The sequence below is a fragment of the Nonomuraea sp. ATR24 genome (assembly GCF_041950485.1).
GTDB classification, from domain to species: Bacteria; Actinomycetota; Actinomycetes; order Streptosporangiales; family Streptosporangiaceae; genus Nonomuraea; species Nonomuraea ceibae.
Genome location: NZ_JBGNUU010000009.1, coordinates 277,596 through 302,245, shown reverse-complemented (window position 1 = coordinate 302,245; position 24,650 = coordinate 277,596). Strand labels below are relative to the sequence as shown.

At 74.0% G+C, this 24,650-nt stretch carries 24 protein-coding genes; 15 read left to right on the top strand and 9 right to left on the bottom strand.

Annotated elements, in window-relative coordinates; genetic code table 11:
• Positions 1-20: 20 nt before the first annotated feature.
• Positions 21-995 (top strand): LLM class flavin-dependent oxidoreductase, encoded by a 975-nt coding sequence (locus ACBI99_RS23710; protein ID WP_375073492.1) that lies wholly within the window; start codon positions 21-23, stop codon positions 993-995.
• 6 nt (positions 996-1,001) lie between these two features.
• Here ACBI99_RS23710 and ACBI99_RS23705 read toward each other — a convergent pair whose 3' ends face one another.
• Positions 1,002-1,232 (bottom strand): hypothetical protein, encoded by a 231-nt coding sequence (locus tag ACBI99_RS23705; RefSeq protein WP_375073491.1) that lies wholly within the window; start codon positions 1,230-1,232, stop codon positions 1,002-1,004.
• Between the two features lie 273 nt (positions 1,233-1,505).
• Between ACBI99_RS23705 and ACBI99_RS23700 the strand changes: the two genes are divergently transcribed.
• Genes ACBI99_RS23700 through ACBI99_RS23685 form a run of 4 tightly spaced genes read left to right on the top strand, consistent with a single transcriptional unit; the run spans position 1,506 to position 5,888 of the window.
• Complete coding sequence (locus ACBI99_RS23700; protein ID WP_219510033.1) at positions 1,506-2,540, top strand: helix-turn-helix domain-containing protein; 1,035 nt, start codon at positions 1,506-1,508, stop codon at positions 2,538-2,540.
• A 45-nt stretch (positions 2,541-2,585) separates the two neighbouring features.
• The gene (locus ACBI99_RS23695; RefSeq protein WP_375073490.1) at positions 2,586-3,767 is read left to right on the top strand and encodes a hypothetical protein; all 1,182 of its coding nucleotides are present in this window, start codon (positions 2,586-2,588) and stop codon (positions 3,765-3,767) included.
• Between the two features lie 39 nt (positions 3,768-3,806).
• The gene (locus ACBI99_RS23690; RefSeq protein WP_357588475.1) at positions 3,807-4,322 is read left to right on the top strand and encodes a GNAT family N-acetyltransferase; all 516 of its coding nucleotides are present in this window, start codon (positions 3,807-3,809) and stop codon (positions 4,320-4,322) included.
• A gap of 48 nt (positions 4,323-4,370) precedes the next feature.
• On the top strand, positions 4,371-5,888 hold the full coding sequence (locus tag ACBI99_RS23685) for an acyl-CoA synthetase (protein WP_375073489.1): 1,518 nt from the start codon (positions 4,371-4,373) through the stop codon (positions 5,886-5,888).
• A gap of 20 nt (positions 5,889-5,908) precedes the next feature.
• Here the strand turns inward: ACBI99_RS23685 and ACBI99_RS23680 are convergent, their stop codons facing one another.
• Together ACBI99_RS23680 and ACBI99_RS23675 are read right to left on the bottom strand one after the other, a co-directional pair.
• Entirely contained in the window at positions 5,909-6,709 is an 801-nt protein-coding gene (locus tag ACBI99_RS23680; RefSeq protein ID WP_357588477.1) for an NUDIX domain-containing protein, read from the bottom strand.
• A 73-nt stretch (positions 6,710-6,782) separates the two neighbouring features.
• Positions 6,783-7,769, bottom strand: coding sequence for a LysR family transcriptional regulator (locus ACBI99_RS23675; RefSeq protein WP_375073488.1), 987 nt, complete (start codon positions 7,767-7,769; stop codon positions 6,783-6,785).
• A 63-nt stretch (positions 7,770-7,832) separates the two neighbouring features.
• Here ACBI99_RS23675 and ACBI99_RS23670 point away from each other — a divergent pair, with 63 nt between their 5' ends.
• The 3 genes from ACBI99_RS23670 to ACBI99_RS23660 are packed head-to-tail and all read left to right on the top strand — an operon-like array spanning position 7,833 to position 10,999.
• Complete coding sequence (locus ACBI99_RS23670) at positions 7,833-9,053, top strand: MFS transporter (RefSeq protein WP_375073487.1); 1,221 nt, start codon at positions 7,833-7,835, stop codon at positions 9,051-9,053.
• 10 nt (positions 9,054-9,063) lie between these two features.
• Positions 9,064-10,167, top strand: coding sequence for a glycerophosphodiester phosphodiesterase (locus ACBI99_RS23665; protein ID WP_375073486.1), 1,104 nt, complete (start codon positions 9,064-9,066; stop codon positions 10,165-10,167).
• A gap of 10 nt (positions 10,168-10,177) precedes the next feature.
• A complete protein-coding gene (locus ACBI99_RS23660; protein ID WP_375073485.1) occupies positions 10,178-10,999 on the top strand; it encodes a PIG-L family deacetylase in 822 nt (273 codons plus the stop codon).
• Here the strand turns inward: ACBI99_RS23660 and ACBI99_RS23655 are convergent.
• The gene (locus tag ACBI99_RS23655; protein ID WP_375073484.1) at positions 10,980-13,352 is read right to left on the bottom strand and encodes a DEAD/DEAH box helicase; all 2,373 of its coding nucleotides are present in this window, start codon (positions 13,350-13,352) and stop codon (positions 10,980-10,982) included. The two genes, ACBI99_RS23660 and ACBI99_RS23655, sit on opposite strands and share 20 nt — an antisense overlap.
• Positions 13,353-13,582: 230 nt before the next feature.
• On the opposite strand from ACBI99_RS23655, the gene ACBI99_RS23650 reads away from it, so the two are divergent.
• Positions 13,583-14,011, top strand: a complete 429-nt coding sequence (locus tag ACBI99_RS23650) for a hypothetical protein (protein WP_219510040.1) — start codon at positions 13,583-13,585, stop codon at positions 14,009-14,011.
• A gap of 23 nt (positions 14,012-14,034) precedes the next feature.
• Here ACBI99_RS23650 and ACBI99_RS23645 read toward each other — a convergent pair whose 3' ends face one another.
• The gene (locus tag ACBI99_RS23645) at positions 14,035-14,403 is read right to left on the bottom strand and encodes a hypothetical protein (RefSeq protein WP_219510041.1); all 369 of its coding nucleotides are present in this window, start codon (positions 14,401-14,403) and stop codon (positions 14,035-14,037) included.
• Positions 14,404-14,565: 162 nt separating this feature from the next.
• Between ACBI99_RS23645 and ACBI99_RS23640 the strand changes: the two genes are divergently transcribed.
• From ACBI99_RS23640 to ACBI99_RS23615, 6 genes are read left to right on the top strand one after another with little or no spacing between them, the layout of a single operon-like run.
• Positions 14,566-17,352, top strand: a complete 2,787-nt coding sequence (locus ACBI99_RS23640) for a Na+/H+ antiporter subunit A (protein WP_375073483.1) — start codon at positions 14,566-14,568, stop codon at positions 17,350-17,352.
• Positions 17,349-17,918: a Na(+)/H(+) antiporter subunit C gene (locus tag ACBI99_RS23635; RefSeq protein ID WP_219510043.1), complete on the top strand. Its 570-nt coding sequence runs from the start codon at positions 17,349-17,351 to the stop codon at positions 17,916-17,918. Before ACBI99_RS23640 ends, ACBI99_RS23635 begins: the two co-directional genes overlap by 4 nt.
• Complete coding sequence (locus ACBI99_RS23630; RefSeq protein ID WP_219510045.1) at positions 17,918-19,468, top strand: Na+/H+ antiporter subunit D; 1,551 nt, start codon at positions 17,918-17,920, stop codon at positions 19,466-19,468. The genes ACBI99_RS23635 and ACBI99_RS23630 overlap by 1 nt, the downstream gene beginning before the upstream one ends.
• Positions 19,465-20,004 carry a Na+/H+ antiporter subunit E gene (locus ACBI99_RS23625; RefSeq protein WP_375073482.1) on the top strand — a complete coding sequence of 180 codons (540 nt, stop codon included), beginning with the start codon at positions 19,465-19,467 and terminating at the stop codon, positions 20,002-20,004. The genes ACBI99_RS23630 and ACBI99_RS23625 overlap by 4 nt, the downstream gene beginning before the upstream one ends.
• Positions 20,001-20,261 carry a monovalent cation/H+ antiporter complex subunit F gene (locus ACBI99_RS23620; RefSeq protein WP_219510046.1) on the top strand — a complete coding sequence of 87 codons (261 nt, stop codon included), beginning with the start codon at positions 20,001-20,003 and terminating at the stop codon, positions 20,259-20,261. Before ACBI99_RS23625 ends, ACBI99_RS23620 begins: the two co-directional genes overlap by 4 nt.
• On the top strand, positions 20,258-20,608 hold the full coding sequence (locus ACBI99_RS23615; protein WP_219510047.1) for a monovalent cation/H(+) antiporter subunit G: 351 nt from the start codon (positions 20,258-20,260) through the stop codon (positions 20,606-20,608). The genes ACBI99_RS23620 and ACBI99_RS23615 overlap by 4 nt, the downstream gene beginning before the upstream one ends.
• On the opposite strand, the gene ACBI99_RS23610 is transcribed toward ACBI99_RS23615, so the two are convergent.
• Genes ACBI99_RS23610 through ACBI99_RS23595 form a run of 4 tightly spaced genes read right to left on the bottom strand, consistent with a single transcriptional unit; the run spans position 20,575 to position 24,631 of the window.
• On the bottom strand, positions 20,575-21,096 hold the full coding sequence (locus ACBI99_RS23610) for a DUF6328 family protein (protein ID WP_219510048.1): 522 nt from the start codon (positions 21,094-21,096) through the stop codon (positions 20,575-20,577). The genes ACBI99_RS23615 and ACBI99_RS23610 overlap by 34 nt on opposite strands.
• 57 nt (positions 21,097-21,153) lie before the next feature.
• Positions 21,154-23,178, bottom strand: coding sequence for a xanthine dehydrogenase family protein molybdopterin-binding subunit (locus ACBI99_RS23605; protein WP_375073481.1), 2,025 nt, complete (start codon positions 23,176-23,178; stop codon positions 21,154-21,156).
• Positions 23,175-24,146, bottom strand: coding sequence for an FAD binding domain-containing protein (locus tag ACBI99_RS23600; protein WP_375073480.1), 972 nt, complete (start codon positions 24,144-24,146; stop codon positions 23,175-23,177). Before ACBI99_RS23600 ends, ACBI99_RS23605 begins: the two co-directional genes overlap by 4 nt.
• On the bottom strand, positions 24,143-24,631 hold the full coding sequence (locus ACBI99_RS23595; RefSeq protein WP_219510051.1) for a (2Fe-2S)-binding protein: 489 nt from the start codon (positions 24,629-24,631) through the stop codon (positions 24,143-24,145). Before ACBI99_RS23595 ends, ACBI99_RS23600 begins: the two co-directional genes overlap by 4 nt.
• Between the last annotated feature and the right edge of the window lie 19 nt (positions 24,632-24,650).

Below are 24,650 nucleotides of genomic sequence, written 5' to 3'. Positions count from 1 at the left end.
TGGTCGCGTTGCATCCTGACATGACCAGGCTCGCGATTCTCGACCGTTCCCTCGTCCGGCAGGGGCACTCCCCCTCGGCCGCGCTGCGTGAGACCGTGCGGTTCGCGCGGCAGGCCGAGGAGCTCGGCTACCACCGGTTCTGGGTGTCGGAGCACCACAGCGTGCCCGGCGTGGCCGGCTCGGCGCCCACCGTGCTGGCGGCGGCCGTCGCGGCGGCCACGGACCGGATCCGGGTCGGCACCGGCGGCGTGATGCTCCCGAACCACCGGCCGCTGGTGGTGGCCGAGCAGTTCGGCGTGCTGGAGTCGCTGTACCCGGGCCGGATCGACATGGGCCTGGGCCGCTCCGTCGGCTTCACCGGCGGCATCCGCCGGGCGCTCGGCCACGGCAAGGAGGACGCCGACGCGTTCGGCGACCGGCTCGCGGAGCTGCTCGGCTTCTTCACCGGCGAGCAGGACGTCCATCCGGGCGTGCACGCGCTGCCGGCCGAGGGGCTGCGCCCGCAGCCGTTCGTGCTGGCCATGGGGGCGGGCGCGGACGTGGCCGCCGAGCACGGGCTGCCGCTGGTGATCGGCGGGGGCGGCGCGAAGCTGCGCGAGTCGGTCGGCCGCTACCGCGCCGCCTTCCGGCCCTCGGCCTGGGCGGCGCGCCCGTACGTCATGGTGGCGGCGAACGTCGCGGTCGGCGAGAGCGCCGAGCGGGCGGCGCTGCTTCAGGCTCCGGAGGCGTGGGCGACGGCGCGCTCGCGGACCGAAGGCTCGTTCCCGCCGCTCGAACCGGCCGGCGCGGTGATGCGGCTGGAGATGACGGCGCGCGAGCGGGCGCTGTTCGAGGAGGCGCGCAAGGGCCAGATCCACGGCACGGACCGGGAGGTGGCGATGCGGCTGCACGACCTCGTCGAGCTCACCGGCGCCGACGAGGTCATGGTCACGATGAACACCTACGACCTGGAGGAGCGGCTCGACTCCTACCGGCGGCTGGCCCGGCTCGTCTGAGGCGGCTCAGGCGAGCCCGTAGGCGAGCCAGACGTGGCCGATGATCCCGACGGCCGCCAGGCCGAGCGCGGCCAGGAACACCAGCACGAGCAGCATGCGGAACAGCGTGGTGACGACCTTCTTGATCTGCCGGACGGCGTAGACCAGGGTCCAGACGGAGAGCATGGCGAGCAGGCCGTAGACCATGCTGGCCATCGCGATGCCCTCAGGGGTGGGGAAGACTGTGGCGACGAGCATGTAGGGTCCCGTTGTGTGAAGCGCCGATGGGGTCGTGGACGACCTCGCAGAAACTTCAGTGAACCTTCAGAAGATCTACATCGAACTCCTAAAGATTGCATTCCCCCGATAAAGTCGCACTAATCGCCGTGCGGAGTGAGGGTCCTCTGGCCTAGAATGACCTCCCACTGTCCTGCGATCCGCGACCCGGCGCTGAACAGGAAAAATGTGCTCGCATCTGGGCATCAGTAGAGGTTTACTGAAAACACTGAAGTTCAGATGGGGGGTGTCCTCATGACGGATTCCGGTCCGGCCCTTGCACGCCGGCTCCGTTCGCTGCGCACCCGGCAATGGCCGGGCACCCGCGTCACCCAGCCCCAGCTGGCACGCGCGCTCGACGTGAGCGTCCCCCTCATCTCCTCGTGGGAGTCCTCCACCGCGCCGAAGGTCCCGCCGGCCGGCCGCCTGGAGGTCTACGCCGCCCTGTTCTGCACGCCCCGCTCGCTGCGCGGCGACGACCTCGTCCGGCTCGGCGAGGACGAGCTGACCGCCGAGGAGCAGCGGCTGCGCGAGAAGCTGCTGCACGAGCTGCTCACGCTGCGCGCCGCCGCGCTCGGCGAGCCCGGCCACACGGTCTTCCACGCCACGCGCAACCCGTGGCAGTTCGACGACGGCCAGCAGATCACGCTCGTGTGCGGCCGGCTGCCGCCGGAGCTGTTAACGCGCATGCCCTACGTCGTGCCCGAGGACCCCGACTACATCGAGCTCTACACCTACGCCGACCTCGACGCCCTGTTCGAGCTGCACGGCCACATCCGCGCCTGCAACCCGGGCAGCGAGGTGCGCCGCCGCACGCCCCGCGAGCTGGAGCCCGACGACCTGACCGCTCACCTGGTGCTCCTGGGCGGCGTCGACTGGAACGACATCACGACCGGCGTCGTCCACCAGCTCTCCCTGCCCGTCGAGCAGGTCAACGACTGGAAGGGCGAGAACGGCCCGTACTTCGACAGCGGGAGCGAGCGCTTCCACCCCCGGCTGTCCGACGGCCGGCTCGAGGAGGACGTCGCGCTGTTCTACCGGGGCCCCAGCCCGCTCAACAAGGAGCGGACCCTGACGATCTGCAACGGCATGTACGGGCGCGGCACGCTGGGCGTGGTCCGGGCGCTCACCGACAGCGTCTTCCGCGACAGGAACACCGAGTTCCTGCGCGAGCGCTTCGGCGACAGCCCCTCGTTCGCCATCCTGAGCCGCGTCGTCATCCTGAACAACCTGGTGATCACACCCGACTGGACGAGCCCCGCGTCGAGGCTCGTCGAATGGCCGGAGTGACCGCTCCGATCCCTTCTCGCACATCCCGAACGGTGAAGCCCATCCATGAAGCCTTCGCTGAGATCCGGGGACCATCACGGCTCCCACAGGCACCTGCTCCCGGCCCCGGGGGCGGCCGTGGGACCGGCCCGGATCGACGCCGTCGTCGTGCCGACCGCACGGCCCAGCCGCTACCTGGCGCACGCGCTGCGGCTGTCGATGGACCTGCGCTGCCCGCTGGTCGCGCTCTGCAGCGGGAGGTGGACCTCGGCGGCCGAGGTGCGCGCCATGGCGCCGCCCGGCGCGGAGGTCGTCGCCGTCGACGTGGGCGGGGCCGAGGGGCTGACGCTGCCCCGCTTCGAGACCTCGCAGATGCTGCCGAGGATCTTCCGGCGGGGCACCGACACGGCGGCCAAGCGCAACCTGGCGCTGGCCCTGGCGCGGATGCTGGGCTGGGCGCGGATCGTCTTCCTCGACGACGACATCGAGGTGAGCGCGCCTGACGACCTGCGGCGGGCCGCCGGGCTGCTCGACCGGTTCGCCGCCGTGGGGCTGTCCATCGGGGGGTTCCCGGACAACTCCGTGGTGTGCCATGCGTACCGGGCGGTGGGCGGGAAACAGGACTCGTTCGTCGGGGGCGGGGCGCTCGCCGTGGAGACGACCCGAAATATCGCCTTTTTTCCGGATATTTATAACGAGGACTGGTTCTATCTCCTCGAAGCGGACGGGCTGCGGCCGCTCGCCGTCACCGGCCAGGTGCGCCAGGCCCGCTACGACCCGTTCCGCACCCCCGACCGGGCCCGCACCGAGGAGCTCGGCGACGTGCTCGCCGAAGGCGTCTTCTGGCTGCTGGACGAGGGCCGCACGATCGCCGACGCGCACCGGTCCCACTGGGTCGACTTCCTGGCCAGGCGCCGCCGCTTCATCGTCAGCGTGCTCGACCGCGTCCCCGCCGCCGGCCTCGAACCCGGCGAGCGGCGGCGCATGGAGGAGGCGCTGAAGGCGTCGCTGGGCCGCCTCACGCTCATCACGCCCGAGCTGTGCCTGGGCTACCTCGACGCCTGGCGGGCCGACCTGAAGGTCTGGCGCGACTTCGTCACGTGCCTGCGACCGGCCCGGACCGTGCGCGAGGCGCTGCGCGCACTCACCGCGCCCGGCCACGCCCCGCCGCACCTGCAACTGAGGCTGCCGAAAATTGCCGAAGCCCGGCCCGATCCTTCGTCGTCATCTGACAGATTGCCGGTGTGAGCTTGTGATGGGGCGTTTCGTCCCCTGATCGTGGAAGTCATGCGTCATGTCCGGATCAGGGTGGCTTCTGATGGAGATCTCTCCGCGCTCGTCCGCGCTCTGGGGCAGGGGCCGTACTTCGCCGCCCAGCTCCGGCGGCAGCGGGCGGGGCACGGGGTGCTGCTGGTGGCGTGGCACGCCTTCACGCCGGTCGGCGACGTGTACCTGTGGCTCGGCTCGGCCGAGGAGCCGGAGCTGCGCGACCGGCTGCCCGGCGTGCCCCTCCTGACGCACCTGGAGGTGCTGCCGGAGCATCGCAACCGGCGGATCGGCACCCGGCTCGTCGAGGCCGCCGAAGGATGGCTGCGCGACCTCGGGCACGCGCGGGTGGCGCTCGGCGTCGACCTCGACAACGACCGCGCCGGCTCGCTGTACGGGCGGCTCGGGTATCGGGAGTGGGGCCATCCGCCCGTACGGACCACGCGCCGCGTCTACCGGGCCGACGGGCGGGTCGAGCAGGTGCCGGACGTCTGCCGCATCCTGGTCAAGGATCTGCGTGAGGTCCGGGCGCGCTGAGGGTTAGGATCACCGAACATAGTTCGGGCCTAGTGAGGATGTGCCGGTATGACCTCTCGCCAGCATGCCATCGGTGACCTGTTGCGGCGCTCGGCCGCCCGCTTCCCCGGCAAGACCGCGATCGTCTTCGGAGACCTGCGGCAGAGCTACGCCGACCTCGACCGCACGGTCAACCGCACCGCCAACGCGCTGGCCGCCCGCGGCGTCGGCAAGGGCGACCGGTTCGCGCTGTTCTCGCACAACCACCACGCCTTCGTGGTCGCCTACTTCGCGCTCGCCCGGCTGGGCGCCGTCTCCGTGCCGATCAACTTCATGCTCGGCGCCGACGAGGTCGCGTACATCCTGGAGCACTCCGGCGCGACCGGGATGCTCGTGGAGGAGGCGCTGGCGCCGGTGGCCGCCCGGGCGGCGGGCGAGCGCGTCACGGTGCGCGGCGTCATCGGGCGGGCCGACGGGTGGGAGCCGTTCGACGACTGGGCCGCCCACGCCGACGACACCGAGCCCGCCACCGGGATCGGCGACGACGACCCCATCCAGCTCATGTACACCAGCGGGACCGAGTCGCGGCCCAAGGGCGCGGCGCTGTCGAGCCGCAGCCTCATCGCCCAGTACGTGACCTGCGTCGTCGACGGCGAGATGAGCGCCGCCGACGTGGAGGTGCACGCGCTGCCGCTCTACCACTGCGCGCAGCTCCACTGCTTCCTGACGCCCGGCGTCTACCTCGGGGCCACGAACATCGTGCTGCCCGGCGCCGACCCGGCGGCGATCCTGGCCGCCATCGAGAGCGAGCGGGCCACCAAGCTGTTCTGCCCGCCGACCGTGTGGATCGCGCTGCTGCGCCACCCCGACTTCGACCGCCGTGACCTGTCGTCGCTGCGCAAGGGCTACTACGGCGCCTCCATCATGCCCGTCGAGGTGCTCAAGGAGATCGCCGCGCGGCTGCCCCAGGTGCGGCTGTTCAACTTCTACGGTCAGACCGAGATGGCGCCCGTCGCCACCATCCTCGGGCCGGACGAGCAGCTCACCCGGCTCGGCTCGGCGGGCCGCCCCGCGCTCAACGTCGAGACCCGGATCGTCGACGACAACGACGAGCCCGTGCCGCCCGGCGTCGTGGGCGAGATCGTGCACCGCAGCCCGCACGCCATGCTCGGCTACTGGAACGACCCGGACAAGACGGCCGAGGCGTTCCGGGGCGGCTGGTTCCACAGCGGCGACCTGGGCGTGATGGACGCCGACGGCTACCTGTCGGTCGTCGACCGGAAGAAGGACATGATCAAGTCGGGCGGCGAGAACGTCGCCAGCCGCGAGGTCGAGGAGGCCATCTACCAGCATCCCGCCGTGGCAGAGGCGGCCGTGTTCGGGATGCCGGACGAGCGGTGGATCGAGGCCGTCACCGCCGCCGTCGTGCTGCGCGACGGCGCGAGCCTCACCTCCGCCGAGCTGATCGCCTTCCTGCGGGAGCGGCTGGCGCCGTTCAAGACGCCCAAGCGGGTGGAGTTCGTGACCGCGCTGCCCAAGAACGCCAGCGGCAAGGTGCTCAAGCGGGAACTGCGCGAGGCGTTCTGACCTGCGCGGGGCGGCGGTCGCTACCAGGCGTGCAGGGCGAACGGGACCCGGTCGCGGATGTGGGCGATCGCGGCGGCCGGGTAGTCGACGGTGTCCTCCGGCAGCCGGTCGAGCGGCCACCAGGCGACCTCCGCGCACTTGTGCGGCTCGGCGTTGCGCGGCTCGCCCCGCCAGCGGGTGACGGCGTAGAAGAGGCCGACGCGGTCGGGCGCCCGGTGCATGACGTGCGCGAAGGTCAGGTCGGCGGGGTCGATGACGACGCCGGTCTCCTCGCGCGCCTCGCGCACGGCGGCGGCCACCACCGACTCGCCGGCCTCCAGGTGGCCCGACGGCAGGTGCCACAGCCCGTCGGCGTAGCCGGTGCCCGACCGCCTGCCCAGCAGCACCTGGCCGTCGCGGACGAGCATCACGTGCACGTCCACGATCGCCCGGAACCGGTCGGGCGCCGGGCCCGCAGCGGCTCCCGCCCCGCGGCCCGGCTCGGTCGCGGGGCCGTCGCGGCGGTCGAGGGCCTGGAGCCACTTGACCGCCACCGCCGCCACCTGCACCAGCTCGGCGCGCAGCGGCTCCGGGTCGCTCTCCGCCGCCGCCTCCAGGACCTCCTCCATGAGGATGTGCCGCCAGGTCAGCGCGCCGTCGCGGGCCGCCTCGTCCGTCTCCCGCCGCGCCGCGCCGGCCGCCTCGGCCGCCGCCGCGCCACCGGTGCCGTCGGGCAGCGCCTGCATGCCGAACCGCGCGTCCTGCGCCGCCCGTTCCGCCGCCACCTCGGCCAGCACCTTCGCCAGCGACCCTGGCACTCCCGCGTCACCGTCATGCGTCATGGCCGACAAGTGTGCCGCGCCCGCCCCTCGCCCGCACGACCCAGGCCCGGCTTGGCCTGAGATGCCCGGAAGATCAGGGCTGCGGGGCGGGGGCGCGGGCGTGGTCGAGGAAGGCGCGGACGACCGGGGTGAGCGGGTCCCCGGCGCGCCAGGCGACGCCGATCGTCCGGTACACCGGCGGCGACAGCGGGATCTCGACCACCCCGGACGGCACGGGTCCGGCACTGGGCAGGCCGATGCCGGGCTGGCCGGTGCCGGGCTGGCCGGTGCTGGGCAGGCCGGTGCTGGGCAGGATCGCGACGCCGAGCCCCGCCGCCACCAGCCCGCGCACGGTCTCGGACTCCTGGCCTTCGAAGGCGATCCGGGGCTCGAACCCGGCGGCGGCGCACAGGTCGTCGACGATCCGGCGCAGCCCGTACCCGTGCTCCAGCATGATCTGCTCCTCCCCCGCCAGCTCGGCGGCCCGGACGCTGGAGCGCCCGGCCAGCGGGTGGGCGCGCGGCACCGACAGGACGAGCTCCTGGTCGGTGAGCGCCCGGCAGGCCAGGGCGGGATCGCCGTCGGGCAGCGGCGCGACGAACACCAGGTCGATGTCGCCTTCGCGGAGCCCGTGCAGCATGTCCTGGCGCGAGCCCTGGACGAGGCTGAACCGCACGCGGGGATGGCGGCGGCGGAAGCTCCGGATGAGGCCCGGCACGAGGGAGCGGCCGAGCAGGTGCAGGAAGCCGAGCCTGACGTGGCCGCTGCCGGGGTCGGCCTCCTCGCGCACCTCCCGCACCCCGGCGGCGACGGTGGCGAGCGCGCGGGCGGCGGAGGCGGCCAGGGTGCGCCCGGCGGCGGTGAGGCGGATGCCGCGCCCGGCGGGGACGACGAGGGGCGCGCCGACGGCGTCGGCGAGGGCGGAGAGGCGTCTGCTGGCGGTGGGCTGGGGGATGCCGAGGAGTTCGGCGGCCCGGGTGACGTGGCCGGTCTCGGCGACGGCGGCGAGCAGCGCGAGGGCGGGGGCGAGCGTGGCGGCGAGCCGGGCGTCGGCGGATTCGTCCATCAATTCATCCAGCACGGTATGAATTATGGCTCATGCCGGTATTGGACGTATTTGTTAGCTTTGCTTAGCGTCGGGTGAGTGGTTACCGATCTCCGCGCCCCCGTGAGCACCGGGCGGGTCAGCGCCGCCGTCGCCGCGGCGGGCGTCTCGTCCTTCGCCCTGCTGTACGCGCCCCAGGCGGTGCTGCCGCAGCTCGCCTGGGCGTACGGGCTGGATCCCGGCAGCGCCTCGCTGACGGTGGGGGTGGCCACGACGGCGCTCGCGCTGGCGGTGCTGCCGCTGGCCGCGCTGTCGGAGGTGGTGGACCGCCGGAAGATCATCGTTTGGTCCGTGATCGGCTCGGCGGTGCTCGGGCTGCTGCTGCCGCTGGCTCCCGACTACCGGGTGCTGCTGGTCATGCGGGTGTTGCAGGGGGTGGCGATCGCCGGGTTCCCCGGCGTGGCGGCGGCGTACCTGGCCGACCAGGTGGGGGCGGCCAGGCTGCCCGCGGCCGTCGGGGCGATGATCGCGGGCAACTCGGTGGGCGGCATGCTGGGGCGGCTCGGCGCGGGCTTCACGGCCGAGCCGCTGGGCTGGCACGGGGCGCTGCTCGTGGTGGCGGGCGTGTCCGCGGCCTGCGCCGTCTTCGCCGCCGTCACGCTCCCCCGCACCGTCCGGCCCGCGCCCGCCCCCGCGCGGAGCGGGCCCGCGCCGGACCGGGGGTGGATACGGCGCATGGCCGTGCCGTGCGCGGCGGGCTCGCTGGGGATGGGGGCGTTCGTCGCCGTCTACAACGCCGCCGGGTTCCGGCTGACCGCGCCGCCGCTCGACCTGGCCCCGGCGGTGGCGTCGCTGGTGTTCCTGGCGTACGCGACGGGGACCGTGTCGTCGGCGGCGGCCGGGCGGCTGGTGGACCGGCTGGGACGCGGGCCCGCGCTCGTCGCGGCGCTGGCCACGACGGTCGCCGGGACCCTCCTGACGCTGCCGGACGCGGTGCCCGTGGTGGCCGCCGGATTCGCGATCCTGACCGCCGGGTTCTTCGCCGCGCACACCGTGGCCAGCGCCTGGGTGGCCGCCGAGGCGCCGCCGAGGGCGCGCGGCCGGGCGGCGGGCCTCTACACGCTCTGCTACTACCTGGGCAGCGGCGCCGGAGGCACGGCCGGCACGGCGGTGTACGGGCACGCGGGCTGGCCGGCTCTGGTGGCGCTGATCGCGGGCTGGCTCCTGCTGGCGCTCGTCACCGTCCTGGTGACGCGCCGCCCGCCGCGCGGGCGCCGGGGTTCGCCGACGCGTAACCCGCAGGCCACCTCGGCGCTCTAACGTCGCGCGCATGACGATGCGCGCGTTGATCGCCGGTGTGCTGGCGGTGCTGTGCGGCGGTACGGTCGCCGTCGTGGTGTTCCAGACGACTCCCGCCGCCGCCGAGCGCCGCGGCCACGACCCCCTTGTCATCGCCCACCGGGGCGCCAGCGCCCTGCGTCCCGAGCACACGCTGCTCTCCTACGAGACGGCCATCGCCCTGGGCGCCGACTACATCGAGCCCGACCTGGTCTCCACCAAGGACCACGTCCTGGTGGCCCGGCACGAGAACGAGATCTCCGGCACGACCGACGTGGCGTCCCGGCCCGAGTTCGCCTCCCGGCGGGCCACCAAGACGATCGACGGCCGCCCGGTGACCGGCTGGTTCACCGAGGACTTCACGCTGGCCGAGCTGAAGACCCTGCGCGCCAAGGAGCGGGTGCCCGACCTGCGCCCGGGCAACACGGCGCTCGACGGGCTGGCGGAGATCCCCACGTTCGAGGAGGTCGTCCGCCTCGCGCGGCGGCACGGCGTCGGCGTCTACCCCGAGACCAAGCACCCGAGCTACTTCGACTCCATCGGCCTGTCGCTGGAGGAGCCGCTGCTCGACGTGCTGGAGCGCCACCGGGTGCGCAAGGCGTACATCCAGTCGTTCGAGACCGCGAACCTGCGCGAGCTGAGCGGCCGCACGCGGCTGCCGCTCATCCAGCTCATCACGTACGGCGGCGCGCCGTACGACTGGGTGGCGGCGGGCAACGGGCGCACCTACGACGACATGGTGACGCCCGAAGGGCTGCGCGAGGTGGCCCGCTACGCCGACGGGATCGGCGTCGACACCCGCCGCGTCATCCCCGTCGGCCCGGACGGCAGGCTCCAGCAGCCCACGACGCTGGTCGCCGACGCCCACCGCAGGCGGCTGGACGTGCACGTGTGGACCGTCCGCAACGAGAACTCCCAGCTTCCCGCCGATCACCGGCTCGGCGATCCGGCCAGCCCGGTGTACGGGCGCGCGACGGGCGACGTGGCGGGCTGGCTGTCGCGGCTGCTCGACGCGGGCGTGGACGGCGCGTTCTGCGACGATCCGGGCATCGGCCGGGCGGTGGTGGCGCGCCGTTCTGTCAGCCGTGGCGAGTAGGGTCTCAGGCATGGATCAGCAGCTCACCCTCATGGTCGTGCACGCCCACCCCGACGACGAATGCCTCAGCACCGGCGGCGTCCTGGCCCGCTACGGCGAGGAGGGCATCCGCACGGTGCTGGTGACCTGCACCAACGGCGAGCAGGGCGACGGCCCCGGCGGCGTCAAGCCCGGCGACCCCGGCCACGACGCCGACGAGGTCGCCGAGCGCCGCCTGGCCGAGCTGCACGAGTCGGTCGAGCACCTCGGGGTGGAGCACCTGGAGCTGCTCGGCTACCGCGACTCCGGCATGCAGGGCTGGGAGACCAACGAGCACCCCGAGGCGTTCGCCAACGTCGCGGTCGACGTGGCGGCGGCCCGGCTGGGCGAGCTGATGGAGCGCTACCGGCCGCAGGTCGTGGTCACCTACGACGAGACCGGCGGCAGCGGCTACTTCCACCCCGACCACGTGCAGACGCACCGCGTCACGATGGCGGCGGCCGAGAAGACCGGCATCCCGGCCAAGCTCTACCACACGGCCATCCCCCGCGCGGCGATCCAGCGCATGTTCGAGCTGATGCGCGACAGCGGCGTGGAGACCGACTTCGAGCCGTCCGACGACTTCGGCACCCCCGACGAGCTGGTGACGACCGTCGTCGACGTCACCGCGTTCACTGAGCGCAAGCTCAAGGCGCTGCGCTCGCACGAGAGCCAGGGCGAGAACATCTTCCTGCTGAAGATGCCTCAGGAGGCGCAGCAGCAGGCGTTCTCGCACGAGGCGTTCACCCGGGTGTTCAGCCGCGTCAGCGCGCCGTCGCACGAGGAGGACCTGTTCACGGGCCTGCGTCCGTAGCCGCCGGGCCGCCGGTGGCCAGGCGGAGCTGCTCCTCCTCGACGATGCGGCGGGCCAGCTCGCGCTCCGACACGTCGAGCGCCTCGGGCGTCGACTCGGCCAGCTCGCTGCGGCGGGCATAGGCGTCGAAGAGCGCCGTCTTGGCGTGCAGCAGCCGCAGCATGCGCTCGTCCACGCTGTCGGGCGACAGCAGGCGGTGGGCCTGCACGCGGCGGGCCTGCCCCATCCGGTGGGCGCGGGCCACGGCCTGGCTCTCCAGCGTGGGCTTGATCTGCGGCTCGCAGAGGATCACCACGGAGGCGGCCTGGAGGTTGAGGCCGACGCCGCCGGCCTGGATCTGGCTGAGCAGCACCGCGTGGCCGGGCGCCGCCGCGAACGCGTCGACGATCTCCTGGCGGCGCTCGGCCGGGACGCTGCCGGAGATCGGCCCGAAGCAGCCGCCGAGCTCCCCCTCCACGGCGGCGAGCACGTCGCGGAAGTAGGAGAAGACGACGACCTTGTGCCCGCCGCCGGCGGCCTCGCCGACGAGCTCGCGCAGCCGTTCGAGCTTGGCCGACTTCTCCGGCACCGCGTAGGCGGCGCGGCGCATGGCCATGAACCTGCCCGCCTCGACGGCCTCCCGGTAGGCGGCGGCGTCGGCGGCGCTGAACTCCTCCCACTCGTCCACGTGGACCAGGTCGGGCAGCTCGGTGAGCACGTCCTCCTGGTTGCGCCGCAGATAGACGGGGGCGACCGCGCGCCTGAACGCCCGCGCGCCCGCCACCGCGTCGCTCTCCCTCAGCCCGGCCAGCGCGCCCGGCTGCAGATAGCCGACGAGCGTGCGGAACTCCTCCACCCGGTTCTCCATGGGCGTCCCCGTGACGAACAGCACCCGCTCCACGCGGGCGCACCAGGCGGCGACGGCCAGCGAGCGCCGCGCCTCCGGGTTTTTCACGTAGTGGGCCTCGTCGACCACGAGCATGCCGACCGGCGGCCCGCCCCCGGCCCGCTCGCCGTCGAGCCGCCGCAGCCCCTCGAACGTCGTCACCGCGACGCCGCCGCGCTCGGCCCACTCCGCCTCGGCCAGGGCGCGCTCGCCGCCGTGCAGCCGGTAGGCGCGCAACGTGCTGCGCGTCTCCACCTCGCGCACCCAGTTGACCAGGACGCTCGCCGGGCAGACGACGAGGAAGCGCGTCTCCCCGCGGGCGGCCAGGTGCGCGAGCGCCGCGATGGCCTGGACGGTCTTGCCGAGCCCCATCTCGTCGCCCAGGATGACCCGCCGCTGCGCGAGCGCGAACCGGGCGCCGAACGCCTGGTAGCCGCGGAGCGAGACGCGCAGCAGGGTGTCGTCGAGCTCCTGCCCGCGCACGCGCGCCGACAGGTCGTCGGGCAGGAATCCCTCGGCGGCGGCGCGGTCGCGCGGCTCCACGGCGGCGAGCTCGGCCAGCAGGTTGTGATACTCGGCGGCGCGCAGCTCGTAGTCGATCCACGCCTCCATGCCGCCGGGCGCGGGGCGGAGCAGGTCGGCGGTGGCCTGGTTGATCAGCAGCCGCGTCTCGGTCTCGCCCTCCAGCAGCCCGCCGATCCTCCGCACGGCCTCCGTGGCCGCCGCCCGCCGCCGCCCGCCGGCCACCAGCCCCCGCCACCAGCTCGCGGCCGGCCGCGCCACCGAGACCAGCTCCCCGAGCCCACCGGCGACACCAGAGGAGGCGCCGGTGCCGCCGGCCGCGACCCCGGGACCGGCGGGCCTCCCAGGACCGACGAACCCCTCACGGTCGACGGTGGAGGGGGCGGGCCCCGCAGCGTCGGCCGGGCCGGTGCCGGTGGTGGCGTTGGAGGGCCCGACGGGGGTGCCGGTGGGGATGCCGGTGAGGGCGTCGGCGGTGCGGCGGGCGCGGGGGAGGTCGGGGCCGGCGGCGACGAGCCGGTGGAGGGCCGTGAGCAGCGCGGTGGTCTCGGGGTCCTGCCGCTCGACGTCGATGTGGACGGTCTCGGCCGCCTCCGCCGCGCGGGCGATCTCGCGGGCGGCGGCGTGCGCCTGCGCCTGCGTGCGGGGGCCGATGCCGGGGACGCGCTGGAGCTCGTACGGGGTCGCGTCCAGCACGTCGAGGACCGTGGCGTAACCGGCGGACTCCAGGGCGCCGAGCCGCAGCCGGCCGCCGGTCGCGTCCCTGAGCCTGCTGATCGGGATGGCGCCGAGCCCCGTCCTGGCCTGGCGCCCGCGCAGCACCGACAGGGCGGCGTGCACGGCTTGGCGGGCGGCGTCGTGCTCCTGCTGCAGCGCGCCGGCCTCGCCGAGCAGCCGTGCGGCGCGGCGCAGCAGCTCGCGCACCTCGGCGCGGCCCGGCGCGATCGGGGGAAGGGGGTCGGGCATGGCCTCACTGTGCCACGCCGCCCCCACCTCCCGCGCCGCCGCCCGAGTGTCCCGCCTCCCTGCCCGCACCCGTGCCGCGCGCCGCCGCTCGTGCCGCGCACCCCGCCCGGACCCTGGCCGGACGCTGCCCGTACGGAGCGTGCCGGGTAGGTCGGGCCGGTGGGCGGGCGGTTTGGGGAGGGGGCGGGCGGGCAGGCGGTCGGGCACGGGATGGGGAACGGGGGTCGGTCATGGCGGAGTACGAGGCCACGCGGGGGATGCCGGCGGACAGCACGCTGGTGTACGGGATCGCGTCGGACGTCTCGATGGTGAACCGGTGGCTGCCGCACGGCCTGTGGGTGCGCGACAGCGGGCCGAACACGCTGGAGGCGGGCGGCGAGGTGGTGCCCGGCGAGGGCAGGCACGAGGGCCTGTTCAGCGCCTCGCCGGACCAGCTGCGGGTGGAGTGGGGCGGCCGGGACCACCCTGGTTACGCCGGCTGGCTGCAGGTGGCCGACGGGCAGAGCGGCGCCAGTGAGGTGACCGTGCACATCTCGCTCATGGACGAGCCGGGCGAGAAGACGTCGCGTGACCGGGCCGACGAGGTGCAGGCCATGCTGGAGGACGCCTTGCGCCGACTGGCGGACGAGGTGGGCCGCCGGGTCACCGACGCGGGCTGAGGCGCGTCGGCCAGGCGCAGCGGTCAGGCGTCCTCGCGGCCGGGGTTCTCCAGCCGGAAGAAGTTGCTCTGCTTGCCGTCCTTCTTGTGCTCCTGGTAGATGAAGTTGAGCCCGCGCTCGTCGAAGGTGCGGAACCAGTCGTCCCAGGAGATCTCCTCCAGGTCGTCGCCGCCGTAGCCGGGGAAGTCGAACCGGAGCACCCCGGCCCGCCCGTCGTGCTCGGTGCCGGGGACGGTGGCGGGGCGGGCGCCGCGCTCGTCGGCCCACTTGCGGATCACGTCGTGGTCGGTGGTGATGAGGCTGCGGCCGGGCCGTTCCTCGTGCTCGCCGGTGGAGCCGATCTCCTGCTCGTACTTGTGCTCGCCCTCGACGGGGCGGTTCTGCTCGGACATGGCGCTTCTCCCCCTGTTGTCGTGCCCCTCCCGATACCCGTGGCTGTGGGCGGCATGTTCATGGGCTGGTGAGGTTCCGGTCAACCCGGGCCGCGCCTGCTCCGTGCCGGGTCCGGCAGGCGGGAGATTGGGGGAAGTGCCCACGCCTGTCCCGAGGAGACCATGGAGTCGCTGCTCATCCTGCACGCGGCAGCCGCCCTCTGCGCTCCTTGGCTGACCCGGCTGCTGGGGAGGGACGCGTTCCCGCTGCTCGCGCTGGCTCCGGCGGCCGGCTTCTGCTATTCGCTGTGGGTGCTGGCCTCGGGGGTGCCGGAGGTGTCGAGCTCGTCGTGGGCGCCGGCGCTGGGGCTGTCGCTGTCCTTCCGCGCCGACGAGCCGGGCCTGCTGATGATGGCGCTGGTGACGGGGGTGGGGCTGCTGGTCATGGTCTACAGCTCGCGCTACTTTCCGGCGGGCGAGGCGGGGCTGTCCAGGTTCGGCGGGTTCATGCTGGCGTTCGCGGGGGCGATGCTGGGGCTGGTCATGGCCGACGACCTGTTCCTGCTGTACGTGTTCTGGGAGCTGACGACGGTCTTCTCGTGGCTGCTGATCGGCTACGACCCGGAGAGCCGGGCGAGCAGGCGGGCGGCGATGAAGGCGCTGACGCTGACGACGCTGGGCGGGCTGGCGATGCTGGCCGGGTTCGTGGTGATCGGGCAGGCGGCGGGCACGTACCGGCTCTCGGCGATCGTGGCGGACCCGCCGCGGGGCGGGCCGGTGGCGGCGGGCCTGGTCCTGGTGCTGGCGGGGGCGCTGGCGAAGTCGGCGATCTTCCCGTTCAGCACGTGGCTGCCGGCGGCGATGGCGGCGCCGACGCCGGTCTCGGCGTATCTGCACGCGGCGGCGATGGTCAAGGCGGGCGTCTACCTGCTGGCCAGGCTGGCGCCCGCGTTCGGGGACGTGCCGGTGTGGCGGGCGGTGGCGGTGCCGCTGGGCGTGCTGACGATGGTGCTGGGCGGCTGGCGGGCGCTGCGGGAGACGGATCTGAAGCGGCTGCTCGCGTACGGGACGGTGAGCCAGCTCGGCTTCCTGACGATCCTGTTCGGGATGGGCACCCGGGACGCGGCGCTGGCCGGGGTGGCGATGCTGCTGGCGCACGCGCTGTTCAAGGCGGCGCTGTTCCTGGTGGTGGGCGCGGTGGATCACGCGGCGGGCACGCGGGACCTGAACCGGCTGAGCGGGCTGTGGCGGTCGGCGCCGTGGCTGTGCGCGGCGGCGGTGCTGGCGGGCGCGTCGATGGCGGGGGTGCCGCCGCTGGTGGGGTTCGTGGCGAAGGAGGCGGCGCTGGAGTCGCTGCTGACGTGGGAGACCTTCGACACGCTGGCGCTGGCGGGGGTGGTGGCCGGCTCGGCGCTGACCGTCGCGTACACGCTGCGGTTCCTGTGGGGGGCGTTCGGCACGAAGCGGGGGCTGCGGCCGTCGCCGGCGCATCGCACGCCGGCGGCGATGTTCGCGCCGGCGGCGCTGCTGTCGGCGCTGGGGCTGGCGCTGGCGCCGCTGGCGGGCGTGTACGACGCGGCCATGTCGGGTTACACGGGCTCCTTCCGTGACGCGGGGCACGGCACGCATCTGGCGCTGTGGACGGGCGCGGTGGTGCCGCTGCTGCTGTCGCTGCTGATCTTCGCCGTGGGCGGGCTGCTGTTCTGGGCGCGGCGGCCGGTGGCGCGGATCGGCGCGGCGTTGCAGTTCGCCGACTCGGCCACGCTGTTCTGGACGGTGATGCGGCGGCTGGACCTGTTCGCGATCCAGACGACCGGCATCGTCCAGCGCGGCTCGGTGCCGGACTACCTGCTGATCACGCTGGCGTCGGTGGCGGCGCTCGGCCTGTTCTCCTTCCTGTACGTGACGCCGCCGGACCTGGATCTGCGGATCGTCGCCTGGCAGCAGCCGGAGCAGCCGTTCGTCGTGGTGCTGATGGTCGCGGCGGCCGCGCTGGCGCTGGCCGCGCGCGCGTACGTGCTGCTCGCGGTGGTGACCGGGCTGACCGGGTACGGGACGGCGCTGCTGTTCCTGGCGCACGGCTCTCCTGACCTGGCGCTGACGCAGTTCCTGGCCGAGACGCTGAGCCTGGTGGTGTTCGCGCTGGTGCTGCGGCGGCTGCCGATCGAGCCGGTCCAGGCGCGGCTGCGCTTCCCGTTCCGGCTGGCGATCGGGCTGGTGGTGGGGACGGTGACGGCGGGCGCGGGGATGCTGGCGATGGAGGCGCGGCAGGCCGAGCCCGTCGGCGGGCTGATGGCGGGGGCGGCCGAGCGGGCCGGGGCGCACAACATCGTCAGCGCGCTGCTGCTGGACATCCGCGCCTGGGACACGCTGGGCGAGAGCACCGTGCTCGTCGTGCTCACGCTGGGCGTCACGAGCCTGGTGTTCCTGCGGCGCACCTCGTACACGATCGAGCGGGACGAGGGCGGCACGGCCCGGCCGCCGGGGCGGCCGCACTGGCTGAGCTCGGCGCTGCCCCGGGGGGAGCGGGCGCTGGCGTTCGAGGTGGCGGCGCGGCTGACGTTCCACACGGTGCTGGTGCTGTCGGTCTACCTGCTGCTCGTCGGGCACAGCCTGGTGGGCGGCGGGTTCGCGGGCGGCATCGTGGCCGGGCTGGCGATCACCGTGCGTTACCTGGCGGGCGGCCGGTACGAGCTGGCGGCGGCGGTGCCGGTGCACGCGGGCGTGCTGCTGGGCGCGGGGCTGACGCTGTCGACCGGCACCGCGCTGGCAGGGCTGCTGTCGAGCGGCGCGGCGCTGACGATGCTGGCCGCCGACGTGACGGTGCCGCTGCTCGGCACCCTGCACCTGTCCACGGGCCTGCTGTTCGACCTCGGCGTGTACGTGACCGTGATCGGGATGGTGCAGGACGTGCTGCGCGCGCTGGGCGCCGAGCTCGACCGTCAGATCGAGAAGGAGAACGCCTCGTGACGATCCCGCTGCTGCCGTTCGCCGCCTCCGGGGTGCTGATCGCCACCGGGGTGACGCTGATGCTGGAGCGGAGCCTGGTCCGGCTGCTGGCCGGCGTGGTGATGCTGGGCAACGGGGTGAACCTGCTCATCGTCACCTCCAGCGGCAGCCCGGGCAGCCCGCCGATCCTGGGCCGGTTCCCGCAGGAGGGGATGGCCGACCCGCTGCCGCAGGCGATGGTGCTGACCGCGATCGTCATCACGCTGGGCGTGACCGCGTTCCTGCTGGCGATGGTGCACCGGTCGTGGCAGCTCACCGGCAGCGACGAGGTGCAGGACGACACCGAGGACCGGCGGGTGCGGCTGCGCGCGCGGGCGGGCGAGCTGAGCGAGGCGGTGCGGCGCAGGCAGGAGGAGTACCGGCGGCTGCTGGCCGAGGAGCGGGTGCAGCGGCCCACGGAGAAGGAGGCCCGGCGGCGGCTGCGGCTGCGGCGGCGCGAGGCGCTGCGGCTGATGCGGCACGCCATCCGGCAGGAGCGGGCGCGGCAGGCGCTGGCGCTGGACCCGGAGCTGGAGGGCGACGACTGATGGAGAGCCTCGTCGCGGTGCCGGTGCTGCTGCCGCTGCTGGCGGCCGGTGTGAAGCTGGCGATCGGCGCGCGGCTGCGCCGTCTGCAGTCGCTCATCAGCATCGTGACGCTGACGATCACGGCCGTGGTGTCGCTGGTGCTGCTCGTGGAGGTGGACGCGCACGGGCCGGTGGTCACCGAGCTGGGCGGCTGGGAGTCGCCGCTGGGCATCTGCCTGGTGGCCGACCGGCTGTCGACGTTGATGCTGGTGGTCTCGACGCTGGTGACGCTCTGCGTGATGGTGTACGCGGTGGGCGGCGCGTACGCCGACCAGGAGCACGACGCGCCCATGGCGATCTTCAATCCGGCGTTCCTGGTGATGGTGGCGGGGGTGGCGGACGCGTTCCTGTCGGGTGACCTGTTCAACCTGTTCGTGGCGTTCGAGATGCTGCTGAGCGGCTCGTACGTGCTGCTGACGTTCGGCGGCACCCAGTCGCGCATCCGGGCCGGGGCCACGTACACGGTGATGGGGCTGGCCTCGTCGATGCTGTTCCTCATCGCGCTGGCCGTCACGTACGCGGCGACGGGGACGCTGTCGTTCGCGCAGCTCGCCGAGCGGTTCGGGCCGCTGGACACGCACGTGAAGCTGCTGATCGAGCTGACGCTGCTGCTCGCGTTCGCGATCAAGGCGGCGATCTTCCCGCTGTCGGCGTGGCTGCCCGACTCCTATCCGACGGCGCCCGCCCCGGCGACCGCGGTCTTCGCCGGGCTGCTCACCAAGGTCGGCGTGTACGCGATCATCCGGCTGGAGGCGCTGCTGTTCCCCGGCGGGCCGGTGGCGACGCTGCTGATGTGGGTGGCGCTGGCGACGATGCTGGTGGGAGTGCTGGGCGCGGTCGCGCAGACCGACATCAAGCGGGTGTTCTCCTTCACGCTGGTCAGCCACATCGGCTACATGGTGTTCGGGGTGGCGCTGTCGACCGTGCAGGGGCTCAGCGGGGCGATCTTCTACGTGGTGCACCACATCACGGTCACGACCGGGCTGTTCCTGGTGGCGGGGCTGATCGAGCGTCGGGCCGGCACCACGCGGGTGGAGCGGCTGGGCGGGCTGATGACGGCCACGCCGCTGATCGCGCTGCTGTATCTGATCCCGGCGCTGAACCTGTCGGGCATCCCGCCCATGTCGGGCTTCCTGGGCAAGCTGGCGCTCATCCAGGCCGGGCTCGCCGACGGCAGCCCGCTGGCGCTGCTGCTGGTCGCGGGCAGCCTGACGACGAGCCTGCTCACCCTGTACGCGGTGGCCAAGGTGTGGGGCAAGGCGTTCTGGCGGGCGCCGGAGCCGTCGGTCACCGGGACGGTGGTGGAGAGCGACGAGTCCACCGGCGAGGACCCGGTGGTGACCACGACCACGATGCCGCTGACGCTCGTCGGGTCCACGGCGGCGCTGGTGGTGCTCGGGCTGTCGTACACGCTGCTCGCCGGGCCGCTGTCGGCGCTGACCGACCGGGCCGCCGCCGAGCTCATGTCCCGGGGGCCGTACGTCTCCGCCGTGCTGGGGAGGGGCGAGTGACGTCGAGGCTGCTCACGCCGAGGGTGTTCGGCAGGCCGGTGCCGGTGCCGCTGGTGGCGTGGCTGACGCTGATCTGGGTGATGCTGTGGGGCAGCGTGTCGCCGCTCACGCTGGCGGGCGGGGTGGTGGCGGGGGCTCTGGTGGTGTGGCTGCTGCCGCTGCCGGTGCTCGACCCGGGCATCCGGCTGTGGCCGATCGCTTTCGTGCGGTTCGCGGCGTGGTTCGGGCTGGACCTGGTGACCTCGACGGTGCGGGTGGTGTTCTGGGTGCTGCATCCGGGGCCGCCGCCGACGGGCGTGGTCCGGGCGCCGCTGCGCACCTCGTCCGAGTCGATGATCATGATGGTGATGGTGGCGGTGTCGACCGTGCCGGGGAGCCTGGTGCTGGAGTACCTGCCGGAGCGGCGCGAGCTGGTGCTGCACCTGCTGGGGCGGCGCGGGGACCTGGACGAGATCGGCCGGGCGGAGGTGGCCGGGCTGGAGTCGCGCATCGTCCGGGCGTTCGGCACCTCGGCCGACCGGGAGGAGCTGGGATGACTGCGGTTTATGTGGTGACGCTGGCGCTGCTCGCCTGCGGGGCCGCTGCGGCGCTCTACCGGGTGGCGCGCGGGCCGTCGATGCTGGACCGGGCGGTGTCGCTGGACGTGCTGACGTCGCTGGCGATGTGCGGGCTGGGCGCGTTCGCGGCGGTCACGGACGACTACTCGGACGTCCCGATCCTGCTGGTGCTGTCGCTGCTCGGGTTCGTCGGGTCGGTGTCGATCGCCCGCTTCTTCCCCGGCCGGTCGCGGTGAGCGTGCTGGACGTGGCGGCGGCCGCGTGCCTGCTCACCGGGGCGGTGCTGGCACTGTCGGCGGGGGCCGGGCTGATGCGCTTCCGCAACACCCTCGACCGCATGCACGCCGGCACCAAGCCGCAGGTGCTGAGCGTGCTGCTGGTGCTGCTGGCGATGTGGCTGCGCGAGCCCACCCTGTGGCTCGCCGGGCCGCTGCTGATCGTCGGCGTGTCCCAGGTGATCACGGTGTCGGTGGCCGCGTACGTGATCGCCAGGGCGGCCCACCGCCGCCGAGCCCCCGAGGACGACGACGGCACCGCGCTGCCGCCCGATCACTCCCCCGCGCCGGGCCGCGAGCGGCGCTGAGACCCGCCGTCGTCCCCGTTGGAGTTGTGCCGGTCGATGGCCGGCTGGGCGAACCACGCCCACGCCGCCAGCGCCGCGACGACCCCCGCCGTGCCCCAGGCGAGCGCCGAGTCGAACAGGAAGTCCACGACCAGCATCGTCGCCGCCGTCATCGACATGGCCAGCGCCAGCGCCCCGGCGATCCCGTAGAAGTTGGAGCGCCGGACCAGCCGCTCCTTCATGCCCTGCCGGAACAGCACCCGGTGCTGGTTGGCGGGCGCGATGTAGCAGATCGACGCGATCGCCGCGCTGACCAGCGCCACGTAGAACAGCCACCGGTCGAACGCGCTCAGCCGGACGAACCCCTGCGAGAACGGCACCGTCAACAGGAACGCGAACAGCACCTGCACCCCGGTGACCGCCACGCGGGCGCCCTGCAGCAGCTCGACGAAATTACGGTCGGCCCGCTCCTGCCGGGTCTCCCTGTCCTGCTCCGGCACCTGTTCCATACCCGCCCTCCCTGACCTCGCGCCTGCCGGGGATCTCCTCTTCCTTGAGGAAGCGGGTCAAAACCCCGCCAGCAGCTTGGCCGGGGTGATCGGCAGGTCACGGACCCGGACGCCGGTGGCGTGGTGGACCGCGTTGCCGATCGCGGCGGCCGTGCCGACGATGCCGATCTCGCCGATGCCCTTGGCGCCCATCGGGTTGAGGTGCGGGTCGTCCTCGTCGATCCAGTACGCGCGCACGTCCGGCACGTCGGCGCACGCCGGGACGTGATACTGGGCCAGGTCGTGGTTGCCGAACCCGCCGAACTCCGCGTCGGTGACGCTCTCCTCCATGAGCGCCATGCCCAGCCCCATCGTCATGCCGCCGACGAACTGGGAGCGGGCCAGGTCGGGGTCGATGACCCGGCCGGCGGCGAACACGCCGAGCAGCCTCGGCACCCGCACCTCGCCGGTGTCCGGGTCGACGCGCACCTCGGCGAACTGCGCGCCGAACGCGTGCCTGGCGTAGTCGCCGCCCCTCCCCGCCTCCCCGGCGGTGTCGGCGGCGCCGTGCTTCCCGTCGCGCAGCAGCTCCTCGCAGGCCCGTACGACGGCCGAGCCCCACGAGGCCAGGCCCATCGAGCCGCCGGCGAGCGGCGCGGCGGGCAGGTCGCTGTCGCCGAGCTCGACCCGCACCCGGCCGGCGGGCACGTCGAGGGCGCCGGCGGCGATGGCGGTGAGCGCCGTGCGGGCGCCGGTGCCGATGTCGGCGGCGGCGAGCCTGATCACGAAGGCGCCGTCCTCGGCGGTGGCGGTGGCCTGGGAGGGCCGGGTCATGGCCGGGTAGGTGGAGGCGGCGACGCCGGTGCCGACCAGCCAGCGGCCGTCGCGCCGGACCCCGGGCGCCGGGTCGCGCCCCTCCCAGCCGAACCGGCGGGCGCCCTCGCGCAGGCAGGCCACCAGGTTGCGGGAGCTGAACGGCAGCCCGCCCTCCGGCTCGGCGTGCGGCTCGTTGATCACGCGCAGCTCGATCGGGTCGATCCCGGCGGCCACGGCCAGCTCGTCCATCGCCGACTCCAGCGCGTACATGCCGGGGCACTCGCCGGGGGCGCGCATCCACGAGGGGCTGGCGACGTCCAGGCGGACCAGCCGGTGCGCGGTGCGCAGCGCCGGCGTGGCGTACATGGTGCGGGCGGGCACGGCGGCCTGCTCGGCGAACTCGACGAGCGTCGAGCTCTGCACGCGCACCTCGTGGTCGAGCGCGGTCAGCCGGCCGGTCGCGTCGCAGCCGAGGCGCAGCCGGTGCATGGTGGGCGTGCGGTAGCCGGTGACGTCGAAGAGCTGCTGCCGGGTGAGCGCGATCTTGACCGGACGGCCGGTGGCGCGGGCGGCGAGCGCGGCGAGTATCGCGTGCGGCCGGGTGGTGCCCTTGGACCCGAAGCCGCCGCCGACGTGCCGCGACACGACGCGCACGCGTTCCGGGGGCAGGCCGAGCGTGCGCGCGATGGTGTCGCGGTCGGCGGCGGCGCCCTGGGTGGAGTCGTAGACGGTCAGCCGGTCGCCGTCCAGGACGGCGAGGGCGGCGTGCGGCTCCATCGGGTTGTTGTGCAGCGGCGGCGTGCTGTAGGTGACGTCCACGGTGACGGCGGCGCCGTCGAGCCCGGCGGTCACGTCGCCCTTCGCGGTGTCGGCGGGGAAGGCCGGGTTGACCTTCTCCGGCCGGTAGAGGCCGGGGTGGTCGGCGCGCAGCAGCACGTCGTGCGGCTCGGCCGCGTAGGTGACGCGGACGGCGCGGGCGGCGGCGCGGGCGTTCTCGTAGGTGTCGGCGACGACGGCGGCGACGATCTGCCCCCGGTAGGCGACGTCCCGGCTGCTGAACAGGCGCAGCTCGGGGTCGGCGTCGCCGGCCAGGTCCGGCGGGTCGTCGCTGGACAGCACGGCCAGCACGCCGGGCATCGCGCGGGCCGCCTCGGCGTCGATCGCGGTGACGCGGCCCTTGGCGATCCCGGACTGGACGGCGTAGGCGTGGGCGACGCCGTCCACGGGGTACTCGGCGGCGTAGAGGGCTCGGCCGGTGACCTTGTCCCGGCCTTCGACACGGTTCACGGGGTCAGCTCCTTCAGCGCGCGCACGATCACGTTGCGGGCCATCGGCACCTTGTAGGCGTTGCGCGGCAGCGGCCTGGCCTGGTCGAGCTCGGCCTCGGCGGCGCGGGCGTAGGATTCCTCGCCGGCGGGGGCGCCGAGCAGCGCGGCCTCGGCGCGGGCGGCGCGCCAGGGCGCGTGGGCGACGCCGCCGAGCGCGAGCCGGACGCCCGTGACGATGCCGTCGGCGCCGACGTCGAGCGCGGCGGCGACCGACACCAGCGCGAACGCGAACGAGGCGCGCTCGCGCACCTTGAGGTAGGCCGAGCGGCCGGGCGGCGGGGGCGGCAGCTCCACGGCGGTGATCAGCTCGCCGGGCTCCAGCACGGTGTCGCGCTCGGGCTCGTCGCCGGGCAGCCGGTGCAGGCCGGGCATCGGCAGCACGCGCGAGCCGGCCGGGCCGGTCACGTGCACGCGGGCGTCGAGCGCGGCCAGCGCCACCGCCATGTCCGACGGGTGCGTGGCCACGCACGCCTCCGAGTAGCCGAGCACGGCCAGGTGGGAGTGGTCGCCGGGGATGGCCGGGCAGCCGGAGCCCGGCCGCCGCTTGTTGCACGGCTTGGAGACGTCCTGGAAGTACGGGCAGCGGGTGCGCTGCAGCAGGTTGCCGCCGACGGTCGCCAGGTTGCGGATCTGCCCGGACGCGCCCGACAGCACGGCCCTGGCGAGCATCGGGTAGCGGGCCAGCACCAGCGGGTGCGTGCCGAGGTCGCTGTTGCGCACGGCCGCGCCGACGCGCAGCCCGTCGCCGGCCGCCTCGACGCGGTCCAGCGGCAGCCTGCTGACGTCCACCAGGCGCTCGGGCTCGGCCACGCCGAGCCGCATGAGGTCCACCAGGTTCGTGCCGCCGCCCAGGTACATGTCGCCAGGCCGGAAACCCGCCACCGCGGCGGCCGGGTCGGCGGCGCGCGTGTACTCGAACGCCTTCACCGCGCCACCTCCGCGATCGCGGCCACGATGCCCTGGTAGGCGCCGCACCGGCACAGGTTGCCGCTCATCCGCTCGCGGATCTCCCCGGCGGTCAGCTCGGGCTCGGCGGTCAGGTCCTCGGTGACGGCGCTGGGCCCGCGCTCGGCCAGCATCCCGGCGGCCGAGCAGAGCTGCCCGGGGGTGCAGTAGCCGCACTGGAAGGCGTCGTGCGCGATGAACGCCTCCTGCAGCGGGTGCGGCGCGCCGTCGCCGGCCAGCCCCTCGACCGTCGTCACGGCCTGCCCGTCGCACGCCACGGCCAGGAGCAGGCAGGCGTTGGCCCGCCGCCCGTCCAGCAGCACCGTGCAGGCGCCGCACTGGCCGTGGTCACAGCCCTTCTTCGAGCCGGTCAGCCCGAGCCGTTCGCGCAGCAGGTCGAGCAGCGAGGTGCGGGGATCCACGGGCAGCGTGCGCTCGTCTCCGTTCACGCGCAGGGTGATCTCCATGGCCGCTCGACTACCCGGG